Source organism: Candidatus Harpocratesius sp., assembly GCF_054039255.1.
Genome location: NZ_JBPLBG010000035.1, coordinates 44,540 through 59,854 on the forward strand (window position 1 = coordinate 44,540; position 15,315 = coordinate 59,854).

The window sequence follows — 15,315 nt, forward strand, 5'->3', positions numbered from 1 at the left end:
CATCCTATCTTCCAGAATATTTTATAAATTTTTAAAACTAAATTATTTAATTCACATATTTTAAAAAACATAAAAAAAAAAATTGACTTGTTTCCGAAGAAATTCTTTTTAGCTCATTCATTTTTGGAAGAACTCAATAACTAGATTTCGCCTTTGATTAATCAACCAATTAATAAGAAAATTTTATCAAAGGAAATCAAAGATCGTTAATCACAATATGATGAATTTTATTGTATTTTTGTTAAAATTTAGGCACTTTTCTGGATGTTCAGAAAATTTAATCGGATAACCCATATTGATATGAGTATTTACCGATATATGTTTCTAACCAAGCATGGAAATAACCGTTTTGATAGTAATGTTTATATATGTCTCACACCAATTATTATATAGGTTGGGATGAAAAAAGCTCTTTGAAAAGCTTAGCCATAATAATCGATAATCCTCCGCAAATTTATCATGATTATTGTATCCTGACCTATTTTATCTTTTTTTATTTATTTTTTATCATTCTCTCATTTTGGCTTAAATCTAAGTTGTTAGGTAAATTTTAAGTTCAGAGCTAGATTTTTAAAAATTATTATCTTAAAAAATTTTTTTTATAATTGATGTTTGATGGAGATTAAGAATATAAAATCATATATTGTTGCTATGCTATTAACAGGAATACTTATTGGGAATTTTAGCACTCTCCTTTTTAATGTATATCCTTTTATGTTCCAAAGAGGGAAATTTCATATTTATTCATCAATAGAAGAACAAAATAACCCTTTTAATCAACAAAATCCAAAGCATGCATCATCATTTTCATCATTTTCTACATTAAATGAAGAAGACCTCTTGTTAATTAATTCTTATAATGAATCGAATGTATATGATATGATTGCACAACAACTTGATTTTGGATATAGAATTCCAAGTTCAAATGCCAGTGATCTATGTATATCATGGATTTCTTCAACAATGAAAAATTTTACTAATGTAAGTATATATCCATTTACTCTTATTAGAAATCAAAAAGAATGGCGTTGTAAAAATATTATTGCAAAATATAATGAAGGGAAAGATAAAATCTTGGTTTTTGCTGCCCATTTTGATTCAAGAGCCGTGGCGGAGAAAGATCCTGATGAAAGTCAGAAAGATTTTCCGATAGAAGGTGCAAATGATGGCGCCAGTGGAGTTGCAGTTTTAATGGAAATTGCCCAGCTTATTTCTCAATCTGAGGTGAAATGGGATTACGAATTTTGGTTTTTGTTTTTAGATGCAGAGGATCAAGGCTTAAGTTTAGGGAAATATGGATTACCTAACTTTAGTTGGTGTGAAGGAAGCACATATTTAGTAAATGATATGAAAAGTCATCCAAATAATTATTTTAGTGCCAATCAAAGTTTGAAATCGATTAAAAGCTTTATTCTTTTAGATATGGTCGGTGGAGAAGATTTAGAATTTATACATGAAACTCATTCCAGCCCTGATTTGCAAGAGCGATTTTTTAAAGTTGGAAATCATATTGGGTATATGCAGACTTTTCCACTTGAAGCAGAATCATATTCAATTTTGGATGATCATGTCCCCTTTTCACGAGAGGGTGTTCCTACATTAGATTTAATCATCAAATTTTGGGATCCATCAATATCTTGGTCTTTTCATCATACACAAGGTGATAATCTTGAACATATTTCAAAAGAGAGCTTAAAAATTATTGGTAAGACTCTAATGTATTTTATTTATTTTACTTATCATCCTTCTTTGGAAGGATTTTCCGCGGATTTTTCTTCACCTAGTTTTTTCGAAGAGAATTGGCAAAGTTTGGTTTTAATTTCTGTTGGGATCATTGCAATTGGTATATATATTTTTTCTAGATTGCACACAAAACGTATCAAGATCACTCAAATTCCTAGTTAAAGAGTAATAACGATTAAGCTATATCTTTTTTTGAATATATTTTATAGGCTTTTGGATACTTTTTCTTTAATTCTTCAATATCTGGAATTCGTTCTTTGTATGGTTGATAGAACTCACCTGGTCTAACAGATTTTATATTCTCTTCGATTAGTGTTTTAAGATTGTGATTAATTTCAAAGCCTAGAAAATGCCGAAATTCGCCTTTAGCAGCCATTTGAGTTGTTGCATTTCCTGTAAATGGATCTAGTACTATATCTCCAGGTTTTGAACTGTAATTAATGCATTTTCGCACCAATTCTAATGGTAATTTTGTTCCATTTTTTTTAGTATTAGGTGCATATTGGCGGGGAATCTTCCACACATCTGTTTCGTAATGCTGAATTCTATTAAAGAATGCTTTTCTTTCATCTTTTACTAAATAAAGTAGATGATAATGAGCAGTAGCAAATTTCTTTTTTGTAAAAACTGCAAAGTTATATTCCCAAATGATATGATTTCGTAATATTAGAGATGTTTGTGATAATGCATTTAAAATTGACCTTAAATTGGTCCATCCTGAAAAAATGTAAACCGAACCAGTTGGTTTTAAAATTCTAGGTAACAATTTAATCCAATTGAAGGAAAAAGAATTATAATCTGAGGGTGAAATCTCTTTATAATCTGGAATTACTAAGTCTGCTTTACGATTATAGAGAGGTTCTTTTCCTGAGAATTCAAGTCCAAATGGAGGATCTGCAATTACTAAGTCAATAGATGAAGATTCAATAGTTGGAATTAAGTCTAAACAATCTCCATATAAAATTTTATCTAGTTTTTGATTTAGATTTGGAGTCTGATTTAGAACTTGCTTATAAAGACGTTGTGCTTCTTCAATACTCCAATCAGAATCAGGTTTAAAGTAAAATTCTGCTAAATTTGGAATGTATTTGCGCTTTCTAGGTGATGACATAAGGGATCTCAATAGTTAATTAAATAATAAAAAAGAAAAATAATGATTTTGTTAAATTCCTAAATCAAAATCTAAAGATTGTTGTTTATCTTCTGTATCCTCTTTTTTTGATGAACTTATTGTTTTATTATCTTCTTTTGTTTGTTCAAGAATATTTTTCTCTTTAGTCACTTTATCTTTTTTAGTCTCTCTCTCTTCGTTTCCTTGTTTTTCTATATCTTCATTATCTTCTTCAGGATGTAAAATATCTTGAACAATACTAATTACTAATAGAACACTTAGAATTACAATTAAAATCCAAGTTAATCCTGAATTATCTAAAAACATTTTAATTTTTCCAACTTTAGGAATTTGGTAAATTACAACACCTAATACATTATCTTCTGGCACAGGAATTTCTGATTTGCCGTTTGCCATTCCTGGAGGGTCTGTATCAAAATTATTATCTCCTTGTGTTATAAAATAATAGCGATTTTCTGTTGTGTTAAAGTATCTACCAACAACCCTGTGTACTACTGGCTCTGATATTGCATCTTCTCCCCAAATTCCATGAGTATCATATATAATAATACTGCCTGTGCGGTTTTCATGATCTCCTGGAATTATCTCTGAAGGATCTACGCCCTTCACTACTAAAAGATCTCCAACTTCAATATCTGGTAACATTGATTCTGAAGTTACAACCACTAATGGATAATCTGTATGTAATGCTAATTTCACTAAGCCCATGGCTCCGAATGTACCACCAATAACTATAACAACAATGATAATAGTATTGATTGCCTCTTTCCTCTGCTTTTTCGTCATTTTCTGCCAAAATTCTGGTGTTTTCATTGTAATTTCCCATTTTGAGTATTTATTTTAAATAAAAAAAATAAATTTATTATAAAAGTAGTTTATGGTTCAAAATAAAATTAGGTGCTACAGTATTGAACCCTGTATTGATTCATTTTTTCTAACTGCTGATCATCAATCAAGATTTTTCCATCTATTTCTCGGTTATAAAGATACTCAATTATATCATTTAAATTTACAATAGAACATGTCTTCATGTTAAATTCTGTTGCGAGTTCTTTTAAGGCACCTTGATTTGTTTTTCCCTTCTCCATTCGATCTACTGATACTATTAAACCAACTATTTCAACTGAACCTTGAGATCTTAAAATTGGGACAGTTTCTCTAATTGAAGTTCCAGCTGTAGTAACATCTTCAACAATAATGATTTTATCACCATCTTTCAGTTTAGCTCCAATTAGTGTACCTTTTTCTCCATGGTCTTTTGCTTCTTTTCGATTAAAACAAAATTCAGTGTTATAGTGATATTGGTTGTTCAAAGCAATAGATGCTGAAACAACAAGTGGGATTCCCTTATATGCAGGTCCAAAGAGAATATTAAATAAAGTTCCAAAATTTTCTTTAATCGCTTTAGCATAGTATTTACCCAATTTTTCCATTTGTTCACCAGTTCGATAATTGCCAGTATTAATGAAATATGGGGTTTTCCTTCCAGATTTAGTTATAAAATCACCAAATAAAAGCACATTTGATTTTACCATGAATTCAATAAAATCTTTTTTGTACTGCTCCATAATCATGCTAAAGAATTTGAGGTAATTTTTGAAATTTTGGAGTATTTAAGAAATATGATATTGAAATACTGTGATAAGTATTCATTAAAATAAGTATTCATTAAAACTTTTTTCATCTAGTAAAAAGAAGTAGAAAGGATTAAATATTGGAAGTTTTGAAAGTAGCATAATGAAAGTGCGAATAAATTTGAGATATTTGATAATTTGAGAAGATTTATTTAACTTATTTAAATAGTTATTGATAATGTATTAATTATCAATATGTCTGTTTTTGATATATGTCCATTTGGACACATTTAAATACTAGTAATTCTTTTAGTATATTGATGCTTATGAAACCACAACATCAAGATAGCAGAAGGTTTAGACCAGATGATCCACATGCTCATCTACATCATGAAATAAATTCACCAATAGGGATTAGACGCCGTCAGCTACTCCATCGGGACTCATTTCGTGAAATGCAGCTTTTAGTAATCTTAACTAAAATTCAACAAGAAACAGATGGTATTACAGGATATCAACTGCAAGAATTATATGCAATACCAAGAGGAAGCCTAATTCGTCTTTTAAAATGGCTGGAAGAAAAGAATTATGTGGGAACTCGTGAAGAAATTGTAAACGGCCGCACAAATAAATTTTATACGATAACTGAAGATGGTGCACAGCATTTGGAAGAGATAAGGGTGAAATGGGCAGAAAGAGGTGAAATATTAGATGATTTAGCCCCATTTGAACGTTACGGAATGGGAATACCACTACATCAACCCCCTTTACATCCGCCAGATTTGCATCCTTCACACTCACATCATCGGCATTCTCATCTACCACCTCAACACCAACCACATCATCATCCACCACATCATCATCCACCACATCATCACCAACCACCTCAACACCAACCACCTCATCAACCTCATTTGCATATGCCATTTATAGATGAAAATATAAAGAATTCTCTATTTTTTCGAAAACCAATAGATCAAGCTGACTTAATTGAAATCATTCTAAATAAAATTGAATTATTCCAGAATAAGGAAGAAGTCATAGATTTTCTTAGAGGTCATCGATCTCGCTTAACTCAAGTGGAACACAAGTTGGAACTAAGATTACAAGGAATAAAAAAAACAAAAAACGAAATTGATCTTTTAATTGATCAAATTGAAAAAATGGAGATATTTGATCCAAAAAAAATCGAAGATTTGTTCCCAAAAAATGATTAATTATAAATTCTTTGAAATTTAAATTTCTGTGAACAGAATTGAGTAGATTATTTCCAAATTTTCTGTTCTATGATTTTTTTTATTTTTTTAATCAATTTTAATTCGTTTTTTAGATTGATGAGAAGTGCGCTTTTCTAATCGAACCTCTAAGATTCCATTCGTATATCTTGCTTTTGCTATATCTGGATTTATTTCTGTTGGAAGTGGGACTACTTTACGATAATTACGGGCAGATTTCCCCGCATTTAAAGATGATGCTACAATTTCTAATTCAAATGGAGATGCTTTTAGTTCTATGTTTTCTTTCTGAACACCAGGAACTTCTGCTACAACTACTAAATCATTATCTTCTTCAAAAATATCTACTAATGGGTCACGTTCTACTTTGATTTCTGGTTCTCCTCTCGGTTTAGGTTTTACATTACCAAATGAATTAATAATTGGTTTTCCATCTGGTCCAATTCCAAAATTCATTCCAAAAACGAAAGGTCCTTGAAAACCAAATCTATTCTTTTGAATGAATTTTTGAAGTTCTTCTGGAGAGAGGTTATTTATTTGATGTGGATCCAAATTCATTTTCTTAAAAATTTCAGTAAAAATCTTACGCATAGATTTAGCATCAAAATTAGGAGGAATAATTCCTGGAAATGCTTTGAAAGAATTTCTCATTTGATCATTCAGCATTTTAAAAAAATCATCACTTAAATTGAATGGATCAAATTGTTCATTTACATGGTCGTCTTCATAATCAAATTCGTCTTTATTATTTTTCTCATAAACATTGTCATCTTCCTCATCGTTTGAATTATTTTCAGATTTATCCTTTGATTTATCATCTTTAGTTTTACGTTTCCGGGAATTCATTATTCTCAATAATAATCACTAGAGCCGTCCTAAAAAAACTTAATTACTTCATCACTTATATTTCCTTTATGATTTTTCTCAAATATTTCAATAATTTTATCCATAGTTCAATAAATTGGAATTTTGAGTAATTTTTATATCAAAAACTTAAAAAATCAAGATTTTATCAAAGAATGATAAAAATATTCTATGATACTCTTAGAAGTTGTTGTGTTTATTAGATCTGTTAATGCTTCTCACTTTTATAAAAAAATATTATAAAGATCAAAGATAATTGCTATATAGATAAGCGTACTAAAAAATGGAGATTAATATGAATATATTTTCTGAGATGGATCCAGATGAAATCGATCTATATTTGGATGTGTTAAAAGAAGGAACCACACCTTTTGACAGATTTGTAGCCAGAGGATCAATGGAAGATGTTGTAGATATTCCCGGACCTCGCTCTAAGATTGATCGCTTTTTATTTCGTGCAATCCGTCAGACTCAATCAGATCATTCAACTCGAATGCTTCCGATTATTGGAAGTGCAGGGACTGGAAAGACACATGCTTATTGGGCTTATAAGTCTATCGAACGTAAAATTCGACAAAGATCCCAAGGAATTGAAGTGGATATCCCTGAAAATATTCCAGATAATTGGACAATTGTTTATGTCCCCAGCCCACCTGCAGCAGTCAGAATTCTTCTTCACGTTTATACTTGCTTACTTGATGAACTTACTGCTGAAATTCTACATACTGTCGCTGATAGGCTTGTTGAGCGATGGGGTGGTCATAAGAAAAAGAAATTGGGGTTATTTGGAGGTCAAGATTTAGAAGAGACAATTCAAAATGGAATTAGAGAATATCCTGGCATTTTTGCTGATTGTGTTAAAGCTCTTTGTATTTTTTCATTAGATAAAGATAGATCGGGGCTAGCCGAGCGATGGTTATTGGGAGAAGATCTCGAAGAAAGTGAACTTGACACTCTTGGAATTAATTCTGTAATTGAAAGTGATGATATATGTCTTGCTATGATTAAATTAATCTGTGAAAATGCAGGTCAAACGATTTTATTATATTTCGATGAACTTGAATCCCCATACAGGATGATTGGACCAGAAGCTGAAGCTAAATTTCTAGAAACTTTGAAACGAATTTACAATGAAATTAAAAATTTAGTAATTGTGCTAGCAGTTCTAAAAGAAATTTGGCCAAGAGTGAAAGAGACAGCTGATCAAGCCATGCGTTCTCGAATGGAAGAAGACCGTGAATTAGAGTATTTTAAATTTGATGATCTTCTTCTCTATTTTGCAAAAGCAATTGAATTTTTCTGGGCACAGAATAATTTAAACCCTCCAATATATCCATTGTTTCCCCTTAATGAAGATGTATTGAGGGCAATTTATGATAAAACAGATGGAAATCAACGTTCGATAATCAAGCTTATTCGTCTATTTGTTGATAAAATTGTTTATGATGAAATGTCTTTAGATGAAGTCATTAAAAGCACAGCCGCTGAAGCAACATCTAGTGCAAAAGCAATATCATCAGAAGCTGTACAATTAAAAGGTGCAAAAACAACTCAAGCAAATGCTCCAAGTAAATCAATATTGGATAAAATCGAAGAATTAATGCAAGATGAAGATTATACAATTGAAGCCAATCCCCAATCTGTTGCAGGTGCTGCTTTGAAATCAATAAAAGTATTAGCAGAACGATATGGAAAAGATATTAATCTTGTTACTCCTCTCTCTTTTACATTTAATAAACGAAATTACAATTTAGCAGGAATGATTGAATTTGAAGGAGTGAAATATGGAATTGAGATTCCTTCAGTAAAAACATTTACAAAAAGTGGTGGGGTAGCCGCTTATTATGCAGCAAAAAGAGTTGCAAATGCAATAGGCGAGGGTGCAATAGACAAAGCAATCTTAATCGTGCCAGAAAGTACTGGAGGTGCAAAATACAAATCGATCTTAAATCAATTCAGTGATAAAATCACAGTTTTTGAATTTAACGAAGATTCAGCTAAGTTTCTTATTTCTCAAGCTATAAAACAACCATCAAAAGAGGGATTATTTATGGCAGAATCAATATTTGGTAATTTAGCAGATTATGAAATTCCTGAGGCACCTTATGAAAAATCAGTTGATGAAACAGGTGAAGAAGAAGGCGAAGAAGGAAGAGAAATTGAACCAGAATCAAATAATCAATCATCTTAAATCAACCAATCCAATCTTGACATTTTAATGAATCTTAAAGATGAAATATATAAAAGAAGAATTTTTGCATATTGTTTTTTTTTAAATTGTTTTTTTCTAGTTCTCAAACTCAAATAATATAAGATATATTGGTGAATAAAAAAATAAAGCTTTGAAGAATGAAGGAGTGAGCCTATGGATATTTATTTAGATGGAACTTGGGATTTTATTGTGGATACTGAAGATATTGGTTTTAATTCCCAATGGTATTCTTTAGAATGGTTGAAAAACCATAAGAAATCTTTCAAACAAATTCAAGTTCCTTCTAGCTTTAATTCAATTCCTGATTTAGATAGATATGCCGGGGTTGTATGGTACATAAAAAAGATTCCTGAAATTCCATATCGACCAAAATCTCATGAATATTCCATTGAATTTGAAGCTGTCAACTATGACACTCAAGTTTGGCTCAATGGGCATTTTTTAGGCGAAAATAAAGGAGATTTTTTACCATTTAGATTTATTTTTAACCCAAGATTGATATCAATAACAAAAGATAATTATCTTGTTGTTAGAGTTTCAAATAAGCTAGATCGCAATGGAATTCCATCTGATTTATGTGATTGGTACCATTGGGGGGGTATTCATCGTTCAGTAAAATTGCTTTTGCTGGAAAAAACAAGAGTAACGAGAATAAAAATTTATTCACAAGTGATGCCGCCAAATAATTCAAGTGCTCGAATTTCTGTTAGTTTTAGCATTAAAAATCCCCAAGAATTTTTAGATCGTTGCTATGCAATGCAGATTGAACCACAAGTTGAATGGGAATTATATTATTTAGGTCAATTTTTTAATGGTGAACAACAATTTAACCAAATTTTAATCCAAACAGGAATTCAAGATGTTAATCCAAGTACTTTACAAAAATTAGCTCATATTTCTCATGATTATGACTCTTTACAAGAATATTTCAAAGATATTTTTGATGAAATCGAACGTGAAGAGGAACCATTAGATTTAGAATCATATTTTTCGCAAAATCCACGCGGTTTAGCAAAAAAGGGAATCAAAAAAGACCGAAGAGATGAATTTTTTGCTGATCAATTTAATGATACGCCTGATAATCGAGAATTATTAAATAACATTCAAATAACATTGGATAATCCTTCCTGCTGGACTCCAGATACACCAGATCTTTATTTAATTAAACTTCATTTAAATGGCATTGATGAAGATAAAGAGATAAGATTTGGAATTCGAGAGATTAAGACTTTAAATAATTCTCTTCTTTTAAATAACAATCCACTCAAATTAATTGGAGTTACATTACATGAAGAAAAACTGCCATTCGGAAGACATTATTCACTTGAATTACGTAGAAAAGAAATAATTCGTATGAAATCTGTCGGGATTAATTTTCTTTATACACATTATCCACATGATCGAAAACTGTTGGATCTTGCTGATGAAGAGGGGATTTTAATTATGGAAGAATTGCCCCTTTTGTGGGATGTTAAGTTGAAAAATCCAGAAACAAGCAATTTGGCAACTAAAATGCTTTATACAATGATAAAAAGAGATTTTAATCATCCAAGTATTATTATTTGGTCTTTAGGATATGAAATTCCAGTAATGAATTATACTTTTAGAAAATTCTTGAATACTATGATTTTTTTAGTTAAAAGGTGGGATTCTAGTCGATTAGTAAGTTATATTGGACATCATTTTGTCCTTGATCCTATTCGTCGAAATGTGGATATTGTGTGCATGAATTTAAAATTCGGACTATATTATAGTGGTCTTAATCAAATTTCATGGATACTTGATCTTCTTTATAGTTCTCAAAGAGATAAACCATGGATAATAACAGAATTTCCAACTATATACGATAAATTACAACTTTCAAGATATAATATAAAAGAATTTATGGATATACAACAAATCCGATTGTATTATAATCATTTATATGCATTTAATAGCAAACCATATCTTTCAGGTTATGTTTTGGGATATTTTCGCGATTTTCTCTCACCGATTAATTCGAAAAAAAAAATGCAAGGATATTGTCAAAAAGGCATTTTTACTAAAGATGATAAACCAAAGAAAATTTTCTACGCAATCCCTCATTTACTTAAATTGAAAAATCAAAAAATTCAGAATTTCCATTTTAATGTTTATCTAATTCGATATTTCATGCTTGTTTTTGAAATACTAAATATTTTAGGAGCAAAATTTAAACATTTTTTCTTGAGGAAAAAAATTCATCGGTATTATACTAATAACTTGACTTTAGAAAAAAAGAAATAACAAATTTTTTTTGATATATGTTCATTACCAACTTATTACAATTGTGAGCACTTATGAACGATACAGAAATGTTTGACAATTTAATAACCCAACTTATGGCGGAAATAACTGAAATTCAAGCATCAGCGATTGTAGATCGTGATGGATTGATTATTTATAGTAAATTACGTAATACACAAGCAGAAGACGATGCAATAGGTGCAGTTACAGCTGTTTTTGATTCTTTTATTGCTCGAATAAAGACAGACTTGGGATCAGCAAAAGAATTTGTTACTATTTTATCTGTAGATCAAAATAAGATGCTATTTGTGTCTGCTGGTAATGAAGCTATTTTTACTGTTTTAGCTGATAAATCCGTGAAAGATAATAAATTAAAAGTTTATGGCGAACATCTAGCAAATAAAATTCGATTAATTTTAGAAGGAGATAAAGTAGATCTTGAAATTCCTCCAATCATTCATATTCTTGCCAATCTACAGCGAAATGAATTTCCTGTAGGTAATTTTTCTGCAAAGATTATTGTTTTAGGAGATCCAATGGTTGGTAAAACATCTTTAATCAGAAGATTTGTAGATAATAAGTTTGCAGAGAGTTATATTAGTACTATTGGAGTCGATATTTTAAGAAAATCGATTTCATTTAGTGAAGAATCATCAGTAGTCTTATCTATTTGGGATATTGGAGGGCAAGAAAAAAATCTAACTCCTTATCGAAAGCGATTTTATCAAGGTGCTGATCATGCATTTATAGCTTTTGATATATCTCGCCGGAAAACATTTGAAAGTATAGATCATTGGCTTGAAGATATGCAAAGCAGTCTCGATCGCAGAGTTTTTATAACTTTAATTGCCACCAAAATGGATTTAGAAAATCAAGAAATTACTATTGAAGAGATTCAGAAAAAAGCAGATGAACTTGGTTGTCCATACATTTTGACATCTGCCAAAACTGGAAGTAATGTCTATGATGCATTTCAATATGCTTCGTATAAATTCATTGAACGATTCTAAATCAAATCCATTTTTTATTCAATCTACCAATATTTGATTTTATTATTTATTGAAAATAATAGAGTGTATTTGAAATCGATAAATTTTTGCACGTTGTGGATGAAATGCTGGTTGATATTGATTACGAAACTGTTTGTGTAAATTGTAAAGAAAAAGGCTATTCATTTGGTTATACTTTAAAAAATATATCATATCAAAAGAAAATTGTTTTAGATCTACCGCAGCGCTATCTTAATGGTCCGTGTTTATTTTTTAACTTTCAAAATATTCCTATTTTTATTAGAAGTTTGGAAAATTCTCATGCAATTGGAGTAAAAGCTGATTTGCCCGTATTTTCTATGATAAATGCCAAACATAATGAAAATTCAACTCTTTCTAGGTTTACTTATTGTTATTCTTTATATAACCATCCAAAATTGCAAAAAATCTTCCAAGGAAATATTTCACATCATGCTCAAATCTTTGAATATGTAGATGTTTATCGATTTATGAACCAACCTTATGTTATTTTCTTCTATTCATTTCTTAATGCAACTGATTTGCCTCTAACTGATTTTAATTTTTATCAATTTTACGATTTTGATATTTATGGTCCTGATTTCTATGATTCTGATCAAGTGAAGTACAATCAACATTTAGGAGTGATTTTTCAATATGATTCACGATTTTCATGTGAGGAAAGTCTCATAGCTGGAATTGCATCCACACCAGAAAGGATTCCAACGCATTTTGAAGGAAATTCACCATCTGATCTTTTGATTTCTCCAGAACGACTTCATTTACGAGATATTCTAAATCCAAAAATTGGTGATCAAGCAGTAGGGTTGCAGTGGAAGATTTCTTCGATAAAACCAAAAGAAATTGAGATATTTCCTATAACTATTGTTATGGGAATCGGTGAGCGGGAATTTCTAAAGAATGTCCAAGAAGCACAAAGACATATGCAAAAATTGATTCATTCAGTAACTAAAGCTATCAAAGTGAAATCCAGGCAAGAGATTGAGCCAGAATTACAAAAAATGGCATTCTCAACCAAAGAATGGTGTAAAAAATAAATCATACTAAAAGTGCGATATTTATCAAAATATAATTCAGTTTAATAAAGGACTCTGCTTAAGATGATCAACTCTCTTCAATCTGCCACATTACATCAAAAATTGGGTGCTTTCTTTTCGAATCCTTATGATTTGGAGATTATTTTTCAACTTATTCAAAATAAAATAGCCACAGTAAAAGATCTTCAAAAATGGATATTTCCTCAGGTAAAAAGTAATAATCCACAAATTTATCGTCGATTAAAAAAACTTTCGCAAAAAGGGTGGATAATACCAGTTGGGATTAAGCCATTAACTTATGGAATTTCTGAACAGAAAATCTTTCGAGAATTACTGAATAAAGAGATAGAACAAACTCAAAATCACCTTCAAACCCAGAAAGAAAATTATTATGATATTGTAACAATTCTTGATGCTGCTCAATCTTCCACCAAAGAAGAATCTTCAAAAAAAGTCTATTATCATATAATTCCAAAAAATGTATCACCAATAATTAAACAATTGATTGCAAATGTGCATAATTCTACCAAATTGAGTATTTTTAATGGTGAATATGATATAACGATTGCTTTAAATCAAGAAAGACGGCAGTTTAAATTGAATTCAGTCGAGTTTATTACAGTTGAAAATCAGAAAGTTTTGTTTGGCGGGTTTATTTTAGTTAAAGTGCATGCAGAAAGCAATATGGAGAAGTTGATACATTTTTTACATGATTACCATGTAAATGGTCTACAATTTAGATATAAATTGGAAAAGAAGGGATACTTAAAAAAAAATGCCAGATCATTAATCGAATATAAATTTTCAGCAGATAGATCATCTTGCAAAGACCTTCTAAGTCAAGATGTGCAAAACTGCATAACAAGCACATTCCAAATTAAAATAAATACACAAATTTTCAAAGGTAAAATTTTGACAGTCCCAACATCAATTACAGTAAAATCTGAAAGAGAAGGTTTAAATCTTGATTACCTTACTCTTTGGGGCGAAAATGAGGAAATATTTCATGTTTTAAAAGAAAGAATTTTTAACTAATTAGTAATATAAACTAGTATATTCGTAATATTCGTAATATGCTTTTAAAAAATCCTTTTTGGGGTTTAAAATGGAACTCAATCAAAGAAAAATACAGAAATTTGCCAAATACAGCTATGCTATAACACTACCTAAATACTGGATTCAGAAACATGGATTGTCACCCAGTTCAAATAGCCAAAATCCTAAGAGAGAGACAGTAATTAACATGTATGAACAAGCAGATGGATCTTTAGCGCTTTATCCTACATCTCTTGAAAAATCAAAAAAAAATGTTATCTATAGATTCGATTTAGATGCAGTTTTAAAGAAAAATCCAAAATTTATTGATGAAAAGGGAATTCAATTAATTCTTATAAGTTATTACATGAACGGAGCTGCAGGTGTTGAGATACTAAGTAAATCTATTATTCCAAGAAAATTAATTGAACAAATTGAACAAGCTCAAGAGCGTTTATTATTCAATTGGAATTTAAATCAAATGTCTAATCATAAATTATTAATAAAGAATGTTTTTTCTGAGAGTCCAGAAAGTATTTTTCAAGAAGAGATTCCAAGATATATCAGAGAATGTTTCAGTATTTTAATATGGATGCTGGATGATCTTCAAGAATCTCTAGAAACACAAAATTTTGAAAGAATCTCTTCATTAAATGATCAAGATCAAAAAATAGATCGTTATTATTTTTTTATTGTAAGACAAATCCGTACAATCTTTGAACATCCACAAATTTCCAAACCTTTAAATTATTCACATAAGAAACTGATTGATTTGAGGTTACTTGCAAAAATTATTGAAGATGTTGGGGATTCTTTGAAGGAAATTGCTAATATTTTAGGTGATCTTCATAAAGTGATCATAGAACTTGGTTTACTGAATTATCTTAAAGATTTTTTCATTATTATTCATGATGAATATGGCATATTAGCCGATTTACTCCGCGATTTTGTTTCAGAAAAAGGTTCTTCTGTTGGAATGAACGAAAATGTAATGTCTTTAATTCAAAAATTTCGAAGGGATGGAAGTGTATTAGAAAAAAAATGGTTAACTCTTTCACCTAATACTCAAATTCTCCAAGATGGTCATACTTTTTATGACTATTATCGTGTAGCATGCTTAATTGAGAATTTAGAGTCTGTTTTTAAAAACATCTTCGATTTTACAAATATATTTTTCTAATTTTTTTTTT

General features: G+C 30.0%; 12 protein-coding genes. 8 read left to right on the top strand and 4 right to left on the bottom strand.

Annotation, left to right across the window (positions count from 1 at the left end; all coding sequences use genetic code 11):
- Positions 1–615: 615 nt before the first annotated feature.
- Positions 616–1,905 (top strand): M28 family peptidase, encoded by a 1,290-nt coding sequence (locus tag ACXLDF_RS08970; protein WP_457558177.1) that lies wholly within the window; start codon positions 616–618, stop codon positions 1,903–1,905.
- 13 nt (positions 1,906–1,918) lie between these two features.
- Here the strand turns inward: ACXLDF_RS08970 and ACXLDF_RS08975 are convergent, their stop codons facing one another.
- The 3 genes from ACXLDF_RS08975 to pyrE all read right to left on the bottom strand — a co-directional run bounded on the left by ACXLDF_RS08975 (position 1,919) and on the right by pyrE (position 4,443).
- Positions 1,919–2,854 (bottom strand): DNA-methyltransferase, encoded by a 936-nt coding sequence (locus ACXLDF_RS08975; protein ID WP_457558178.1) that lies wholly within the window; start codon positions 2,852–2,854, stop codon positions 1,919–1,921.
- 51 nt (positions 2,855–2,905) lie between these two features.
- The gene (locus ACXLDF_RS08980) at positions 2,906–3,688 is read right to left on the bottom strand and encodes a signal peptidase I (RefSeq protein ID WP_457558179.1); all 783 of its coding nucleotides are present in this window, start codon (positions 3,686–3,688) and stop codon (positions 2,906–2,908) included.
- A gap of 80 nt (positions 3,689–3,768) precedes the next feature.
- Positions 3,769–4,443, bottom strand: a complete 675-nt coding sequence (gene pyrE / locus ACXLDF_RS08985; protein WP_457558180.1) for an orotate phosphoribosyltransferase — start codon at positions 4,441–4,443, stop codon at positions 3,769–3,771.
- Between the two features lie 332 nt (positions 4,444–4,775).
- Here pyrE and ACXLDF_RS08990 point away from each other — a divergent pair, with 332 nt between their 5' ends.
- Complete coding sequence (locus ACXLDF_RS08990) at positions 4,776–5,666, top strand: PadR family transcriptional regulator (RefSeq protein ID WP_457558181.1); 891 nt, start codon at positions 4,776–4,778, stop codon at positions 5,664–5,666.
- A gap of 87 nt (positions 5,667–5,753) precedes the next feature.
- Here ACXLDF_RS08990 and hsp20 read toward each other — a convergent pair whose 3' ends face one another.
- Entirely contained in the window at positions 5,754–6,530 is a 777-nt protein-coding gene (hsp20, locus tag ACXLDF_RS08995) for an archaeal heat shock protein Hsp20 (protein WP_457558182.1), read from the bottom strand.
- A 313-nt stretch (positions 6,531–6,843) separates the two neighbouring features.
- Here hsp20 and ACXLDF_RS09000 point away from each other — a divergent pair, with 313 nt between their 5' ends.
- The 6 genes from ACXLDF_RS09000 to ACXLDF_RS09025 all read left to right on the top strand — a co-directional run bounded on the left by ACXLDF_RS09000 (position 6,844) and on the right by ACXLDF_RS09025 (position 15,305).
- Positions 6,844–8,739 (top strand): P-loop NTPase family protein, encoded by a 1,896-nt coding sequence (locus tag ACXLDF_RS09000; protein WP_457558183.1) that lies wholly within the window; start codon positions 6,844–6,846, stop codon positions 8,737–8,739.
- A 174-nt stretch (positions 8,740–8,913) separates the two neighbouring features.
- Entirely contained in the window at positions 8,914–11,025 is a 2,112-nt protein-coding gene (locus tag ACXLDF_RS09005; protein ID WP_457558184.1) for a glycoside hydrolase family 2 TIM barrel-domain containing protein, read from the top strand.
- A gap of 53 nt (positions 11,026–11,078) precedes the next feature.
- A complete protein-coding gene (locus ACXLDF_RS09010) occupies positions 11,079–12,035 on the top strand; it encodes a GTP-binding protein (RefSeq protein WP_457558185.1) in 957 nt (318 codons plus the stop codon).
- Between the two features lie 104 nt (positions 12,036–12,139).
- Positions 12,140–13,090 carry a hypothetical protein gene (locus tag ACXLDF_RS09015; RefSeq protein ID WP_457558186.1) on the top strand — a complete coding sequence of 317 codons (951 nt, stop codon included), beginning with the start codon at positions 12,140–12,142 and terminating at the stop codon, positions 13,088–13,090.
- 63 nt (positions 13,091–13,153) lie between these two features.
- On the top strand, positions 13,154–14,125 hold the full coding sequence (locus tag ACXLDF_RS09020; protein ID WP_457558187.1) for a hypothetical protein: 972 nt from the start codon (positions 13,154–13,156) through the stop codon (positions 14,123–14,125).
- A 70-nt stretch (positions 14,126–14,195) separates the two neighbouring features.
- On the top strand, positions 14,196–15,305 hold the full coding sequence (locus tag ACXLDF_RS09025; RefSeq protein WP_457558188.1) for a PhoU domain-containing protein: 1,110 nt from the start codon (positions 14,196–14,198) through the stop codon (positions 15,303–15,305).
- The last annotated feature ends 10 nt before the right edge of the window (positions 15,306–15,315 follow it).